The organism is Sphingobium sp. SCG-1 (assembly GCF_002953135.1).
Classification (GTDB): domain Bacteria; phylum Pseudomonadota; class Alphaproteobacteria; order Sphingomonadales; family Sphingomonadaceae; genus Sphingobium.
Genome location: NZ_CP026372.1, coordinates 3,202,729 through 3,218,592, shown reverse-complemented (window position 1 = coordinate 3,218,592; position 15,864 = coordinate 3,202,729). Strand labels below are relative to the sequence as shown.

At 58.5% G+C, this 15,864-nt stretch carries 14 protein-coding genes and 1 tRNA gene; 11 read left to right on the top strand and 4 right to left on the bottom strand.

From position 1 onward, the window contains the following. Nucleotides 1-5 precede the first annotated feature (5 nt). Nucleotides 6-611 (top strand): hypothetical protein, encoded by a 606-nt coding sequence (locus C1T17_RS14730; protein WP_145959011.1) that lies wholly within the window; start codon nt 6-8, stop codon nt 609-611. 19 nt (nt 612-630) lie between these two features. Here the strand turns inward: C1T17_RS14730 and C1T17_RS14725 are convergent, their stop codons facing one another. Continuing rightward, on the bottom strand, nt 631-825 hold the full coding sequence (locus C1T17_RS14725) for a hypothetical protein (protein WP_104954089.1): 195 nt from the start codon (nt 823-825) through the stop codon (nt 631-633). 126 nt (nt 826-951) lie between these two features. On the opposite strand from C1T17_RS14725, the gene C1T17_RS14720 reads away from it, so the two are divergent. The 6 genes from C1T17_RS14720 (at nt 952) to C1T17_RS14695 (ending at nt 8,906) form a co-directional block, all read left to right on the top strand. Further along, nucleotides 952-1,036: transfer RNA gene (locus C1T17_RS14720), tRNA-Leu, on the top strand. Nucleotides 1,037-1,111: 75 nt separating this feature from the next. Then, nucleotides 1,112-2,719 carry a trigger factor gene (gene tig, locus C1T17_RS14715; RefSeq protein ID WP_104954088.1) on the top strand — a complete coding sequence of 536 codons (1,608 nt, stop codon included), beginning with the start codon at nt 1,112-1,114 and terminating at the stop codon, nt 2,717-2,719. Between the two features lie 122 nt (nt 2,720-2,841). Beyond that, the gene (locus tag C1T17_RS14710) at nt 2,842-3,801 is read left to right on the top strand and encodes a glycosyltransferase family 2 protein (RefSeq protein WP_104954087.1); all 960 of its coding nucleotides are present in this window, start codon (nt 2,842-2,844) and stop codon (nt 3,799-3,801) included. Between the two features lie 92 nt (nt 3,802-3,893). Then, nucleotides 3,894-4,526 carry an ATP-dependent Clp endopeptidase proteolytic subunit ClpP gene (gene clpP, locus C1T17_RS14705; RefSeq protein ID WP_104954086.1) on the top strand — a complete coding sequence of 211 codons (633 nt, stop codon included), beginning with the start codon at nt 3,894-3,896 and terminating at the stop codon, nt 4,524-4,526. A 159-nt stretch (nt 4,527-4,685) separates the two neighbouring features. Next, nucleotides 4,686-5,951, top strand: coding sequence for an ATP-dependent Clp protease ATP-binding subunit ClpX (gene clpX, locus C1T17_RS14700; protein WP_104954085.1), 1,266 nt, complete (start codon nt 4,686-4,688; stop codon nt 5,949-5,951). A gap of 462 nt (nt 5,952-6,413) precedes the next feature. After that, entirely contained in the window at nt 6,414-8,906 is a 2,493-nt protein-coding gene (locus C1T17_RS14695; RefSeq protein ID WP_104954084.1) for a TonB-dependent receptor, read from the top strand. A gap of 102 nt (nt 8,907-9,008) precedes the next feature. On the opposite strand, the gene mtgA is transcribed toward C1T17_RS14695, so the two are convergent. The 3 genes from mtgA to C1T17_RS14680 form a co-directional block, all read right to left on the bottom strand. Beyond that, a complete protein-coding gene (gene mtgA / locus C1T17_RS14690; protein ID WP_104955258.1) occupies nt 9,009-9,719 on the bottom strand; it encodes a monofunctional biosynthetic peptidoglycan transglycosylase in 711 nt (236 codons plus the stop codon). Nucleotides 9,720-9,827: 108 nt separating this feature from the next. After that, on the bottom strand, nt 9,828-10,733 hold the full coding sequence (gene rpoH / locus C1T17_RS14685; protein WP_104954083.1) for an RNA polymerase sigma factor RpoH: 906 nt from the start codon (nt 10,731-10,733) through the stop codon (nt 9,828-9,830). Between the two features lie 62 nt (nt 10,734-10,795). After that, the gene (locus tag C1T17_RS14680; RefSeq protein ID WP_104954082.1) at nt 10,796-11,752 is read right to left on the bottom strand and encodes an RluA family pseudouridine synthase; all 957 of its coding nucleotides are present in this window, start codon (nt 11,750-11,752) and stop codon (nt 10,796-10,798) included. Between the two features lie 16 nt (nt 11,753-11,768). Between C1T17_RS14680 and C1T17_RS14675 the strand changes: the two genes are divergently transcribed. From C1T17_RS14675 to C1T17_RS14660, 4 genes are all read left to right on the top strand, one after another. Continuing rightward, a complete protein-coding gene (locus C1T17_RS14675) occupies nt 11,769-12,188 on the top strand; it encodes a Mov34/MPN/PAD-1 family protein (protein WP_104954081.1) in 420 nt (139 codons plus the stop codon). A gap of 111 nt (nt 12,189-12,299) precedes the next feature. Further along, the gene (locus tag C1T17_RS14670) at nt 12,300-12,989 is read left to right on the top strand and encodes a histidine phosphotransferase family protein (protein ID WP_104954080.1); all 690 of its coding nucleotides are present in this window, start codon (nt 12,300-12,302) and stop codon (nt 12,987-12,989) included. Between the two features lie 47 nt (nt 12,990-13,036). After that, complete coding sequence (locus tag C1T17_RS14665) at nt 13,037-15,409, top strand: chemotaxis protein CheA (RefSeq protein WP_104955257.1); 2,373 nt, start codon at nt 13,037-13,039, stop codon at nt 15,407-15,409. Further along, the gene (locus C1T17_RS14660; RefSeq protein WP_104955256.1) at nt 15,409-15,846 is read left to right on the top strand and encodes a chemotaxis protein CheW; all 438 of its coding nucleotides are present in this window, start codon (nt 15,409-15,411) and stop codon (nt 15,844-15,846) included. The genes C1T17_RS14665 and C1T17_RS14660 overlap by 1 nt, the downstream gene beginning before the upstream one ends. The last annotated feature ends 18 nt before the right edge of the window (nt 15,847-15,864 follow it).

Genomic DNA, 15,864 nt, shown 5'->3' with positions numbered 1-15,864 from the left:
TAAGCGTGATAGACACTCGTTACCCGTCGCGGTTGAAAGTTGTTGCTGGTTGTTTTCTTCTGGCGGCGACTGCGGCGCTATCGCACGCCGCCGCTGCGGCGCAGGGGAAAGTACAAACAGTCTATATAGTACTGCCTCTTACTACAGAAATTGGACGGGCCGAAAAGATCGGCAGTAAGCGGGCTGGGCTGCTCTGTATGCCCAACGGCACATTGAACGGTGAGGATATCGAGGCTGAACTTGCAGGTGGAGCACAGTCGATTGTTGGTGCAATGAAAGGCACAGGACTTTTTGCGACCACTTCGGAAGGATTTCTGCCGGAGTTCTCCGATGCATCGATTTATAATGTTCGCTGGGTCAAAGTTGGCCTGAAGTCCGCCTCTTTCAACGTATGCGCCAAAAAATGGGGCTTGGGAAATAAGCGGGAGTATACGGGCATCGCCATGTTGCAATTCGAATGGTCGCTGCGGGATGTCGTTGAGACCGGAGTTGAACCGCACTGGGGCGATAAAGTGACCGTAGACGCGGTATCCGCTGATCCAAAGTCGATCGCCCAATTCATCTCTTTAGGACTCGTAAAGTCGTTTGAAGCCAATAAAATCCTCCGCTAGTTGAGGAAAATGCCGGAGATCAGTCTGGTGGTAGCGGCGCTGAGGGAAGTTCGTCAGGTCCACGTCCTGGTTCATCTACATTCGGCGTATCCGGCGTAATCTCCGGCGGTTCGCGGAACGGCGTCTCGCTGGGGGTGTCGATCTGAGGCAACTCAGCGGGTGATTGCGGTTCGATGACGTCGGGCGGGGGGATTTCCCCTGGGTTCGTGGCCATGGCGTGTCTCCTTTTGCGTCTTCAAGTCTCTCCGACGCATGAAGGTTCCGCCTGCACCTATGTTGCGCTCACAATCCCTTGCCCTTCGCGCAATCCTGATCTATGGCCCGCCGACCGGCGACCGATGCGGGCGTGGCGAAACTGGTAGACGCGCCAGATTTAGGTTCTGGTATCGCAAGATGTGGGGGTTCGAGTCCCTTCGCCCGCACCAGTGGCGTCAGTCCATTGGATAGTCCTTCGATGGATGTCGCCACCGAATTTCAGCTTTAGAAAGCGTTGATAAGAAATGCAGATTGTCGAGACGTTGAACGAAGGCCTCAAGCGCGCCTACACCCTGACCATCACGCCTGCCGATATCGACGCCCGCGTCGACCAGGAAGTGAAGACCATGGCTCCGCAGGTCCGCATGCCCGGTTTCCGCCCCGGCAAGGTGCCCGCCAACCTCGTCCGCAAAATGCATGGCGAGCGCCTTCAGGGTGACGCGCTGAACACGTCGATTCAGGAAGGCGTGCAGAAAATCCTCGCTGACAACAAGCTGCGTCCCGCGATGCAGCCCTCAGTCGAACTGGGTGAGGATTTTGCATTTGGTAAGGACGCAGAGATCAAGGTCGAACTGGAAGTGTTGCCTGAAGTGGCCGCGCCCAGCACCGAAGGTCTGAAGCTGGAGCGCCTGATCGCCGAAGTCTCGGACGAGCAGGTCGAGGAAGCTGCGGCCAAGATCGCGTCGCAGCAGGCCGCTTATGAAGCGTACCCCGCCGAACATGAAGCAAAGACTGGCGATACGCTCGTGGTCGATTTCGTCGGCAAGGTCGATGGCGAAGCCTTCGAGGGCGGTACCGGTGAAGATATGAAGGTTGAAATCGGATCGGGTAATCTGATTCCGGGCTTCGAAGACCAACTCATCGGCGTGAAGACCGGCGATGAAAAGATGCTGAACGTAACCTTCCCAGAAGATTACAACGCCGAAAACCTGAAAGGCAAGGCCGCGACGTTCGACATCGTGGTCAAGTCGATCCTCGATTCATCCAAGCCCAAGCTGGACGATGATTTTGCAAAGGGCCTTGGTCTTGAAGGTCTCGACAAGCTCAAGGAGCTGTTGAAAGGCCAGATCGAGCAGGAGCATAACGGCCTTACGCGCACTTATATGAAGCGCAAGTTGCTGGATCAGCTTGCCGCTTCGCATGACTTCGACGTGCCGCCCAGCATGGTGGAAGCTGAATTCAACCAGATCTGGCAGCAGCTTGAGCATGAGGCCGGTCATGATGAAGACCCCGAAGCCGCAAAGGCCGAGATGGAGAAGGACAAGGACGACTATCGCAGTATTGCGGTACGTCGCGTGCGCCTTGGACTGTTGCTGTCCGAAATCGGACAGGCCAACAATGTGCAGGTGAGCGACGCGGAGATGAACCGCCTCATCATGCAGGCTGCGCAGCAGTACAGCCCGCAGGATCGCGAGCGCTTCGTGCAATATGTTCGTCAGGAGCCAATGGCTGCGGCCCAGCTCCGCGCGCCGCTTTATGAGGATAAGGTTGTCGACTTCCTGTTCGACAAGGCTGAAATCACTGACCGTACGGTCAGCCGCGCTGATCTGGAAGCCGCCATTGAGGACGAAGACGGCGACATCAAGCCGCACGTCCACGGTCCCGATTGCGGGCACGACCACAGCCATGATGAAAAGCCCAAGGCGAAAAAGGCGGCTCCGAAGAAGGCTGCCGCCAAGGAAGCTGAGCCAACCGCAGCGGTAGAAGCTGACGTGGAAGCTAAGCCTGCCAAGAAGGCATCGGCGAAGAAGGCTTCCAAGGTCGAGGAAGCATCGGTCGAGGACGTGCCTGCTGCCGAGGAAAAGAAGCCTGCCAAGAAGGCTGCGCCGAAGGCGAAGAAGGCCGAAGCCTGATAGATTTCATTTTCGGTTAGATATCCAACCGCTCGGGCCGGGCTTGCCAATGCCTTTTCTTGTCTGAAGATAAGAGCAGCGTTTACACAGGGCAGGCGCGGACGGGTGGGGGATATTTGAGTATGGGTGAGCGTGAATTTCGTGCTACGCCACGCATAGCGGTTATCCTGCCATGCTATAATGAGGCAGGAGCCATCGCGCGGACTGTCCGCGATTTCGCGCAAGCATTACCCGAAGCTACCATTTACGTTTACGATAATAACAGCACCGACGAGAGCCGCGCGCTTGCGGCCTCGGCAGGAGCCGTCGTGCGCAGCGTTCGTCAGCAGGGTAAGGGCCATGTGGTTCGCCGTATGTTTGCGGACGTCGATGCAGACATCTACGTGATGGCCGATGGCGACGCTACCTACGAAGCCGCCGCGGCTCCACGGATGGTTGCGGCGATGCTTGCCGAGAACCTCGATATGGTCGTCGGCGCTCGCAAGTCTGAAGTCGAAGCCGCCTATCGCCGCGGCCACCGCCTCGGTAATCTGCTGTTGACCGGCCTGCTTCGTCGGCTGTTCGGACGGAGCTTCACCGACATCCTCTCAGGGTATCGTGTGTTCTCTCGCCGCTTCGTCAAGAGCTTTCCGGTCCTTTCGGCCGGATTCGAGATCGAGACGGAGATGAGTGTGCATGCGCTGGAACTCGCTATGCCGGTGGCCGAGGAGCTGACGGCCTATGCCGCACGCCCCGAAGGATCGGAAAGCAAGCTCAGCACTTACCGTGACGGATGGCGCATCCTGCGGACCATCGTACAACTTTACCGACTGGAGCGGCCAGTGCTCTTCTTTGGCATCATTGGCGCGCTGTTTGCAATCGCAGGCCTGGTGCTCGCAGTGCCTCTATTCCTAACTTATCTCCAGACAGGGCTCGTCCCGCGTTTTCCGACCGCGATCCTCATCACCGGCCTTATGATTATCGCAGTGCTGAACGGGATGTGCGGCCTTATCCTGGATACGGTCGTGCGTGGCCGGCGTGAAGTCCGACGCCTTGCGTATCTCGCCTTTCGCGCGCCAAGTGAGTTTGCGCGCGATCGTTGACCGCGCGTCTGCCCCGAAGGGTTAAGCCCCTTGAACCTGTCTTGCTTTGCACCGATGTAGGGCAGGGCAAAAGCACTCAGCGAAAGAGCACAATGAGAGACCTCCTTTCCGATCCACTCGCGGCACTCGTTCCCATCGTTATCGAACAATCCAATCGTGGCGAGCGCAGCTTCGACATTTTCTCGCGCCTGTTGCGAGAGCGGATCATCTTCGTGACGGGTCAGGTCGAAGACCAGATGGCCTCCCTGATCGTCGCGCAACTGTTGTTCCTCGAATCGGAAAATCCGAAGAAGGACATCTATATGTACATCAACTCGCCCGGCGGCGTCGTCACGGCGGGCATGGCGATCCATGACACGATGCAGTACATTCGGCCCAAGGTCGGGACGGTCTGCATCGGTCAGGCCGCGTCGATGGGCAGCTTCCTGCTGGCAGCGGGTGAGCCGGGCATGCGAGTCGCGCTGAGCCAGGCGCGGATCATGGTGCATCAGCCTTCCGGCGGCGCGCAGGGCATGGCTTCGGACATCGAGATCCAAGCCAAGGAAATCCTGCGTATTCGCACGCGTCTTAACAGCCTCTATGCCAAATATACCGGTAAGCCGCTGGATGAAATCGAGCGCGCCATGGACCGCGATACCTTCATGGAGGCTGACGAGGCCAAGGCGTTCGGCCTTGTCGATGAAGTGTTCGACAAGCGTCCCGCGCCGACCGAAACGCCCGAATAATCGACGCGGAAACATAAGCGCTAAGGGACTATTTAAGTGGTTGTCACATAAACGTCTCTTGTGAAACGCGCATTACGCGGTCTAAGTTGGCCGCGGACACGAAAAGTCCGGCGATGTGGGATGGGGCCGCTGTCTCCCGCCGGACCAGGAAAGACCGTAATGACAAAGCTTCAAGGCTCCGATTCAAAGAGTACGCTCTACTGCTCCTTCTGCGGCAAGTCGCAGCATGAGGTGCGCAAGCTGATCGCGGGGCCAACCGTATTCATCTGCGACGAGTGTGTGGAACTGTGTAACGACATCATCCGCGAGGAGGCCAAAGGCGGCCTTGTCGGGCGGAAAGATGGCGGGGTGCCGACGCCGCAGGAAATCTGTGACGTGCTGGACGATTACGTCATCGGCCAGAGCCGCGCCAAGCGCGTGCTGTCGGTGGCCGTGCACAACCACTACAAACGTCTGAACCACGGTGTGAAGGCAGGCGAAGTCGAACTCGCCAAGTCGAACATCCTGCTGGTCGGTCCTACCGGCTGCGGCAAGACCTTGCTGGCACAGACGCTGGCCAAGACGTTCGACGTGCCGTTCACCATGGCGGACGCAACGACCCTGACCGAAGCCGGTTACGTCGGGGAGGATGTCGAGAACATCATCCTCAAGCTGTTGCAGGCCAGCGACTATAATGTCGAAAAGGCGCAACGCGGGATCGTCTACATTGACGAAATCGATAAGATCAGCCGCAAGGCCGAGAACCCCTCCATCACCCGCGACGTGTCGGGCGAAGGCGTGCAGCAGGCGCTACTTAAGCTGATGGAAGGCACCACGGCTAGTGTTCCGCCACAGGGTGGACGCAAGCATCCGCAGCAGGAGTTCCTGCAAGTCGACACGACGAACATCCTGTTCATCTGCGGCGGCGCCTTTGCGGGTTTGGAGAAGATCATCGGCGACCGCCTTGAAGCGAAGTCAATTGGCTTCGGCGCGCATGTCGCCGCACCTGAAGAGCGCCGCACCGGCGAACTTCTGCGTCAGAGCGAACCGGAAGACCTGCTGAAGTTTGGGCTTATTCCGGAGTTCGTCGGTCGTCTGCCGGTTATCGCAACGCTGGAGGATTTGGACGTTACCGCACTGGTCAAGATCCTGGGCGAGCCGAAGAATGCCCTCGTCAAGCAGTATGGCAAACTGTTCGAGATGGAAGACGTGGACCTCAGCTTCACCGACGAAGCTTTGGTCGCGATCGCCAAGAAAGCTATCGAACGCAAGACCGGTGCTCGTGGACTTCGATCGATCCTCGAATCGATCCTGCTCGACACGATGTTCGACTTGCCCTCCATGCAGGGCGTCGGCGAAGTGGTGATTGATAAGGATGTGGTCGATGGCCGCAAGGAACCAGTCCGCGTCTTCAGCGAACAACGCAAGGCCGGCGACGCCGCCTGACGCGACGACATAACAATTAATCGAAAAGGCCGGCCTCGCCGGCCTTTTCTTTGCCACTCGAGGGAGGAGATGCCGAACGGCGAGCCGTCAACAAGTGATGGTCGGGAGAGCTAGCCATTTCGCTTGTGTCCTTATCTATGTTTGCGCCGTTCCCAAATATTTCCCGTGAGTTGCAAAATTGCCGCACTTCTGGTTTTGAGTGAATTGGCTCAATAAAATCCCCGTGATTTCTGCTCTTCCCCCCGCTACGGCTCGGGCAGGAGAGACTCGTCTTCAGCCTGTCGGGGCAGAGGCCGGGCGCGATGACAGAGCGCACTGCAGCATCGTCACAAAACCGCAACCGCAGCATTACAGGGCGTGCCTACGCCAGCCAGAGCGGGCGGTTCAAACATACACGGGAATTTCGGCATACGGCAAAGCTGCCAAGCTACTCCGCATGTCGGTAAGACAAGGGAAACATACATGAAAAATATTCTTTTGCGGGGAGCCGCGATAGTCGCGCTCATGACGCCGGCGGCAACTTTTGCCCAATCGACTGGCTCGATCGACTTCGAAAATGATATCGTCGTAACCGGCACCACCGTGAACAACGGCGTCGCTGGTGTCGTCATTCCCGACACCAGCAAGGCCAAGGCGGTCCTGACCGAGGAGTATATCCAAACGCAGGTTCCAGGACAGACGATCAACGACATCATCAACCAGTTGCCGGGCGTCAGCTTCCAAAACAACGATGCCTTCGGTTCGGGCGGCGGTACTCTTAGCATTCGCGGTTTTGACGATCAGCGCATCTCGCAGACGTTCGATGGCGTTCCGCTCAACGACACCGGCGGCTATGCGCTGTATTCAAACCAGCAACTCGACCCCGAACTGATTGAGCAGGTCAATGTCAACCTGGGGTCAACTGACGTGGATAGCCCCACGGCAGCCGCGACGGGTTCGACCATCAACTATCGTACGATCACCCCGACTGACGATTTCGGTGCGAAGATCATAGGTTCCGCTGGCGATTTCAGCTTTTTCCGCGTGTTCGGCGTGGTGAACACCGGCGTCTTCACCCCTTGGGGCACCAAGGCATTTTTCGCGGCCAGCAGTGCTTCGAATGATGCAATTTACGGCGGTATCGGCAAGATCGACAAGCAGCAGTATAATGCAAAGGTCTATCAGCCGATCGGTAGCAACGGCGACTTTATCTCGATCGCTGGACACTATAATGAAAACGTGAATAATTTCTTTGGTTCAGCGCCGCTCCGAGTAGATGCCGATCGTGCTGCAGGCACTGCCAGCACCAACCGCTTCCTCGTCAGCAAGGGAGAGCGAGATTTTCAGATCGCACGCTGCAGCATAGCTCCAGGTGTCGCCGGCGTGACGGATGTGGCAAGTAGCTGCGGATCGGACTTCGAATATCGCTACAACCCTTCGAACACCGGAAACATCCGTATTAATTCACGCTTCACGCTTGCCGATGGTTTGGTGCTGACAGTCGATCCAAGCTACCAGTATACCAAGGCAAATGGCGGCGGCACCAGCATTGCCAGCGAAGGCACGACGTCAATTGGTGGCGTGGGATATACTGGTTTCATCCAAGGTTCCTCCTCGGCTGCCCAGTATTTCTTCGGTCGCGATCTGAACGGCGATGGAGACCTGCGGGATACGATCCGCGTTGTGTCACCCAGCCAGACCCAGACGCACCGCTATGGCCTGATCGCTTCACTGCGGTATGACCTGAACGACGATAACACTGTGCGAGTGGCCTATAGCTATGATCGTGGTCGTCACCGTCAAACGGGTGAGGCTGGCTTCCTTCGGTCAGATGGTTTCGCACAGGAAGTATTTGCTGACAACGCGCCCATCGTGGATCGCGAGGGCAATGAGCTTCAGAAGCGCAATCGGCTTTCCTACGCCATCCTTCACCAGGTTTCGGGTGAATATCGCGGAGAATTCGGTCCTGTCACAGTCAACGCCGGCATCCGGGCGCCGTTCTTTAAGCGTGATCTGAACAACTATTGCTCCACGGCTACTGCCGGTGGCAACCTGCGTTGCTTCGGAGCCGGAACAGCAGCAGAGGCGGCATTCGCAGCGGCGAACCCGACGATCCAGGGCCCGCAGCGCCGTGTGTTCAAATATGACAAGATCCTGCCCAACGCAGGTGTCGTACTGGATGCCTCTAACGCTCTGAGCATCTTCGGAAACTACTCGAAGGGTCTGCAAGTGCCGGGCACAGACAATCTGTACCAGTCCTTCTTCTTCGAACGCGACAATGAAAACGCTAATCCTCGGCCAGAAACGACCGACAACTTTGACGTTGGCGTCCGTTACCGGACGGGTAAGGTTCAGGCTCAACTTTCGGGTTGGTACACGATTTATTCCGATCGGTTGGCGTCGGCTTATGATCGGGAACTCGATCAGACGATCTACCGCAACCTGGGCAAGGTCAATAAATACGGCATCGATGGCAGCGTTGCCTATCAGCCGATGCCTGAACTTACGCTCTATGCATTCGGTTCGTATCTGAAGTCGAAGATCAAGGATAATGTCGAGCTGACCGCAACTACAGTGGCGCTCACTGCTGGCAAGCGTGAGTCAGGTGCCCCCGTTTACACCTTCGGCGGTCGAATTCAGGGTGATGTAGAAGGCGTTCAGGTCGGTGTGAATGCGAAGCGCACCGGGCCACGTTACGTCAACGACCAAAATCTGCCGGTATTCCAGACGATCAATGGTGTATCGACGCAGGTATATGGGGCAAAAGCACCAGCATACACGCTGGTAGACGTGGATGCGCGTTTCTCGCTGGCCCGGTTCGGGGCGGAAGGCGTCGCCATACAGCTTAACGTGACCAACGTGTTCGATAAGCTGTATGTCGGCGGCTTCGATGGCACGTTGTCGAATACGACCGTCAGCTTTGCGCAGATTGGCGCGCCACGCACCTTTATCGGTTCGCTGATCGTCGGGTTCTGATCCGCCAACGCATAAATGAAAAGGGGCGTGTTCCTTGCGGATGCGCCCCTTTCGGTCTTACAGCCAGATTTCTCCCGCTCACGCGTCCACTTCGCAGTCCACTTAGCGCAGGCAGCTATCCTGGCCTTCGCGGTGGACCGCGGCCATGCGGCGGGCAATGCTGTTGCCGTAGCGGCGGGTGAAGCCCGATGGCGCTATGGCTGCGCGTTTCTTGGGGAGGGGGAGGATAGCGGCGATCCGCGCGGCTTCGCTGACCGACAGGCGGGATGCGTCATGGCCAAAGTAACGCATCGCGCCCGCATTCGCGCCATAGGTGCCTAGACCTGTCTCCGCGACGTTGAGGTACACTTCCATGATCCGGCGCTTGCCCCAGAACATCTCCACCAAGCCGGTGAACCACGCCTCCAGCCCCTTGCGGACGAAGCCGCCGCCTTGCCAGAGGAACACGTTCTTCGCGACTTGCTGGCTGATGGTGGAGCCGCCCCGGATACGCCCGCCGCTAGCATTGTGCCGCATGGCCTGCGCTATCGCCACGGCATCGAAGCCGTGATGTGAGCAGAACTTCCCATCCTCGGCCGCAATGGCAGCACGGGGCATGTCGGGGTCCATCTCCGAAAGGCTCATCCAATCCTTAGTGAAGCCGCGTTCGTCGAACAGCATCGTCAATGTGAAAGGTGGGGGAAGGAAGCGGAACAGCGCCACGGGAACGAGCGACAGGATCAGGAAAGCCGCGATAATTTGGAGCAGCAGGCGCTTCCATCGGAACCGGCTGCGGGATTTGGGCTTGAGGCGGGAAGGGGCATTGTCGATCATGTCGTCAACGTAACGCGCAGTTTCGGTGCGGTCATCAGTCTTTAAGGGCTGAAACGAAAAGGGCGCCAACCTTGCGGTAAGCGCCCTCTAACAGGTTTGGTTGAGAGATCAGGCTGCGGACAACCGCAACTTGTCTCCAGCGATCCGCATCATTGCCTTCTGGAGCTTCTCGAAGGCCCGCACCTCAATCTGGCGAACGCGTTCGCGCGATACGCCGTAGACTTGGCTCAAATCTTCGAGCGTCTTGGGTTCTTCCGCCAGACGACGCTCCGCAAGGATATGCTTCTCGCGGTCGTTGAGGTCGCGCATCGCCTCCACCAACATGCTGTGGCGAAGATCACGCTCCTGCGCATCGGCGACACGCTCATCCTGCAGAGGATCGGTGTCCTGCAACCAATCCTGCCACTGGCCTTCGCCATCCTCGCGCAGGGGGACGTTCAGCGAGGTATCGCCGCCCATCGCCATGCGGCGGTTCATGCTGACCACATCGTCTTCCGACACGCCCAGCTTGGTGGCGATATGCGTAACGTCCTCCGGCTTCAAATCGCCATCCTCGAACGCTTCGATGTTGTTCTTCATCCGGCGAAGGTTGAAGAACAGCTTCTTCTGCGACGCGGTGGTGCCCATCTTCACGAGGCTCCACGAGCGCAGGATAAACTCCTGGATCGAGGCGCGAATCCACCACATTGCATAAGTGGCGAGGCGGAAACCACGCTCCGGCTCGAACTTCTTGACGCCCTGCATCAGCCCGATATTGCCTTCGGAGATCAACTCACTGACCGGCAGTCCGTAGCCACGGTAGCCCATTGCGATCTTCGCCACGAGACGAAGGTGCGAGGTCACGAGTTGCGCTGCCGCTTCCGGGTCCTGGTGCTCGGCATAACGCTTCGCAAGCATATATTCCTGCTCTGGAGCCAGGATCGGGAATTTACGGATCTCGCTCAGATAGCGATTGAGGCTGGCGTCGCCGCCCAGCGCCGGAATGGTCGCCGGTACATTGCTTCCTTTAGCCATGGTAACTTCCTTCCCTTCCGTGACCGGACCCTATGATAGGCATCCAAGGTCACAACTTGCATTCACAGTACGCGAAGCCGACTTAACAGTTCCTGCATATCCGGTGGAATATGGCTTTCGAACGACAAAGCCCGGCTCGTTACGGGATGAATAAACCCCAGCGTTCTGGCGTGCAATGCCTGTCTGCTGAAACATATTGTTTCCAGTAGCGATTTGAAATGTTTTTTTGACTTACTGTAAACGGGATCGCCGATCAGAGGGTGGCCGAGGTGCGCCATATGCACACGAACCTGATGCGTGCGCCCCGTCTCCAGCTTGCATTCCACCAGAGCAGCATCGGCAAGGCGTTCCAATGTCCGGTAATGCGTCACCGCGTGTTTGCCACGCCCCTCCGGCTGTACGGCCATCTTCTTCCGGTCGTTGTCGGCGCGGCCGATCCATTGCGACACTGTGCCAGCCGGGGGACTTGGCCGTCCGACCACGACGGCCGCGTAGAGGCGTTCGATGCTGTGATCCTTGAACTGACGGGCAAGACCTTCATGCGCTTTATCGTTCTTGGCCGCGACCAGCAGCCCGGAGGTGTCCTTGTCGATCCGGTGGACGATCCCCGGCCGAGCGACGCCTCCGATCCCGGACAATTGTCCGGCGCAGTGGTGCAGCAGCGCATTGACCAGGGTGCCGTCCAGATTACCCGCGGCAGGGTGAACGACCATTCCGGCAGGCTTGTCGATAACGATGAGGTCGGCATCTTCATATACGATGGTGAGCGAGATGTCCTGAGCAGCCGCCTGTGCTTCGATGGGGGGAGGGACGCCGATCGAAAAGGTCTGGCCCGTCGCCACCTTCAACGCGGGGTCCGACACCTGACCGGCTGGGCCATCGACGCAGCCTTCGAGGATCAGCGCCTTGATCCGTTCCCGCGACATATCGGGCAGCAGGCTCGCCAGCGACTTGTCCAGACGGTTCCCGGCGCAATCCTGCGGGATCGTCGTCTCTATAGTGGAAACCCCCGGGCGCATTGCGTAGGATGTGGGGATGCAGGTCCGCATATCAAGTCCATTGCTCGACAGCATCATGGCTGCCGCGCGCGCCGATCCTGATCGAGAGGTTTGCGGGCTGCTACTTGGCCATGACGACGTTATCACTGCCGTGCGGGCAGCGGCCAATGTCGCCCCGAATCCCTCCCGCACCTTCGAACTCGACCCGCAGGTCTTGCTGCGGGCATATCGTGAAGCGCGCGGGGGAGGGCACCGCATCATCGGGCATTATCATTCGCATCCCAACGGCAGCAGCGAGCCCTCCGTCGTCGATGCGGAGGCTGCTGTCGAGGCGGGCATGCTGTGGCTCATCGTCGGCGGGGCAACAGCGCAGATCTGGCGAGCCGGCGCCCGAAGTGCCGACGGGGCGCTGCATGGACGCTTCCATCGGCTGCAACTTGTCGTGGAGCGGCATTGACCCGCCCGCTTTGGCTGCATCATGGGTTGCATGATGTGCAGCCAGTCGCCAAGAGAATTTGGTGACTTGCCGAATGCAGGTCTCCCTGTTCCGATCTGCTGGAAGCATTGCATGACCGATCTGCCGCACGACCAAAGTTTTGAATTCGCAGCGCTGCTCTGCTCGCGGCTTTGCCACGATCTGTTGAGCCCCGTCGGCGCGCTGAATAATGGCCTGGAGTTGATGGCGGACGAGACCGATCCCGAGATGCGCCAGCGCTGCCTGGACCTACTCGGCGACAGCGCCCGCACCTCCGCCAACAAGCTCAAATTCTTCCGTCTCGCTTTCGGATCGGCCGGTGGTTATGGCGACAGCGTGCCTTCCAGCGAAGCGCGCACGGCTATCGAAGGGATGCTTGCCGCCAATGGGCGCGTGAAACTCGGCTGGATCGTGGCCGAAGACAGCCTTCCCAAGCTACCCGCGAAGATACTGTTGAACCTCGCCCTAATCGCAGGCGATGCGCTGGTGCGGGGCGGGCAACTCGACATCGGCGCCGAACAGAGGGCTGGCATTTTTGAGATCGTCGTCCGCGCCGAGGGTCCGAAGGTGATCCTCGATCCTGAACTACGCGCCGCTCTGACCGGAAGTCTTGCGGATGACGGTCTCTCCGCGCGAACGGCGGCGGCATGGATGGTTCGCACGCTGGTGACGCGGGCGGGCGGCGAGATCATGTTGTCACAGCCGGGTGATCCCGCTTTGCTGTTCGGCGCGAGCCTGCCGGTCAAGGTTCCCGTTTCTGACAGCGCTTTAACGCCGAATTAACTACGCTTGCTCAATGGTGCGGCTCAAGTGGCTGCATGGATGGGCAGATGGACGAATTACTCGGCGAATTCATTTCGGAGACGCAGGAAACGCTTGAGGCGTTGGCCGGGATTGTGGTCGCGTGGGAGGCCGATCCCTCCGACAGGGAGCGGCTCGACTCCATCTTCCGCTTCTTTCATACCGTCAAGGGAAGTTGCGGTTTTCTCAATCTGCCTCGTTTCGAGCGGTTGAGCCATGCCGCCGAAGATGTGCTTTCGGATATCCGGGATGGTCGGCGCGTGCCTGATCCGGTGACCGTCAATGCCGTACTAGCCGTTATGGACCGAATCGGAGAATTGACCGAAGCGGTGGCATCCGGCGCATCGTTGCCTTCGGAAAACGACGAACTCCTGATCGGCGCTCTGCGTCAGGTTGATCTGGTTGAACTGGAAAAGGTCGCCGAACCCGCGACGGTGGCAGCGGTTGCACCCAAGCGCGAGCAGGGGAATGCCCAGCGTACGATCAGGCTCCCGCTGACATTGATCGATCAGTTGATGAATGGCGTGTCGGACATGGTGCTCGCACGCAACGAATTGTCGCGAAAGCTGCGCGACCTAACGTCCGATCCTGATCTGGACAGTGCATTCGAACGTCTCTCCACCTGCGTTGCCGATATGCGCGATTCGATCTCAAAGACACGCATGCAACGCGTTGACCGGCTCTTCGCCGCAATTCCGCGTATGGTCCGTGACTTGTGCCGTGATCTGGGCAAGCGTGTGGAACTCGATCTTGAGGGCGGTGACGTCGAAATGGATCGCGAGATGGTCGAGATGGTCGTCGATCCGCTCACGCACATCGTCCGCAACAGCATCGATCATGGCATCGAACTCCCTGCCGACCGCGCCGCAGCCGGAAAACCGGAAACGGGTGTCCTGCGTGTCGCTGCACGGCAATCGGGCAATCAGATCGTTATCGAGATCAGCGACGATGGCCGGGGAATCGATAGCGACCGTCTGGTGCGCAAGGCGATGCAGTCCGGCGACCTGACCCCTGACGCCGCCACGCGCCTCACCGAAGCTGAAAAGCTGGACATGATTTTCCGGCCCGGCCTCTCAACGGCTCAGGCCGTAACAGCCGTATCGGGGCGAGGCGTCGGAATGGACGTTGTGCGAGCCAATGTCGAACGGATCGGCGGTGTCATAGCATTGGACAACCAGCCCGGTCGCGGATTGAAGATAACGCTTCGCGTACCGCTGACACTGACGATAATCCCAGGCCTTATCATCAAGGCAGGCGGGCAGCAGTTCGCCATTCCCCGCGCTGCGATCGTGGAGATATTGCACGTCAATAACGAAACGCTGTCAATTGAACGTATCGGCGGAGCATGCATAGCCACAATCCGGAAGATCCGTCATGCCATGATCGATCTAGAAGATGTATTGGGTCTACCGCTCATCGAGCAGCAGGGTCCAAGGACGATCATGGTCGTACGATCCGCATCGGGCATTCCCTTTGCCATGGGCGTATCGGCGGTCGATAATCATGAGGAACTAGTCATCCGTCCGGCTTCGCCACTCATTATGGCATCTGGCGTCTATGCGGGAATGACATTGCCGGACAACGGCCAGCCAATGCTGCTTCTTGACGCGGGCGGCCTTGCCAACGCGGCCAACTTGTCGAGCGTCATGGAGGATCGCACCAGCCGACAGGACGGCGATATATCGAGCGAGATTGTCGTCGAAACCCTTAGTGCACTGCATTTCGAAGAGCTTTCGGGTGAAGAGCGCTTGCTTCGTTTGAGCCTTATCGAACGTGTAGAAGATCTGGATAGTGCCTTATTCGGCACAGCGGGTGGGCGCGCGTTTGTGAGGGTCGAAGGACGGTTGCTGCCGGTCGCTGCTGACCGTCACAAGTTCGATCGCGATTGTGTGACAGCTTTGCGGATTCGCGATGGCGAGCGTGAGCTATGTTATCCAGTGGCCCGTGTCATCGACATAGTACAGATGCCGGCGGTCCCCGACATGCTCCTATCGAGTGGCATACTTTCCGGCATAGCAGTGATTAATGATGTGCACCTCGAAATCCTTGATCCTTTTGCGCTGTTCGCGGCTAATCCTGTTGGACCGGAAGCCAACGCGTCCGCCCGATGTGTGATAGCCGACGCGGGAGACGTATGGGCGCAGGAAATCCTGGCGCCGTTGCTCCGGCAGGCGGGCCACGACGTGCTGTTGGGACTGCCGGAGGATGGCGCCGTTCGTCCCGATGATGTGGTGCTGTATGCGCAGGCTGATACATGCACCGCGATGCGGTCGGATCAACCGGCTGTTCAGATCCGCAACCTGCCGTCGCCCAAGAACAGCAAAGATCGCTCCGTGTATCGTTATGATCGCGATGGCCTCATGGCCGCAATTAGTGCCGCGCGCCGGGAGAAAGTCGCATGATCGAGCAGCTTTATCTTTTCGCCTGCGTGGCAGGGACGGCTATTGCGGTCAGGACCGAAGAGATCGAAGCCGTAGTGAGGCTTTCGGAGATTTCACCGGTGCCAGGAATGCCGCCTCATGTTGCAGGACTCTCGGCGCTGCGTAGCCGTGTCCTTACGATGATCGATGTCGCTGCTCTGATTAATGGCTGTCCTACCCCGCGTGATCGCCGGGTGCTGGCCATCATCGCCGACATCAGTGGACACAGCTACGGCCTCATCGTGGATTCGGTGAGCGACATCTGCACAGTTCCGGACGGAGAGCTTCCGTTACGCGGAAAGTTAAATCCCTCCTGGATGCCCTTCGGGTCGGCCATCGTCGAGAACAGTGGAGAGCCGCATCTTCTGGTCTCCCTATCAAGCTTCATTGATCCTGTTCTGACCGCGCAGGCGGCCTAATAGTTCTGAAATCTTTGG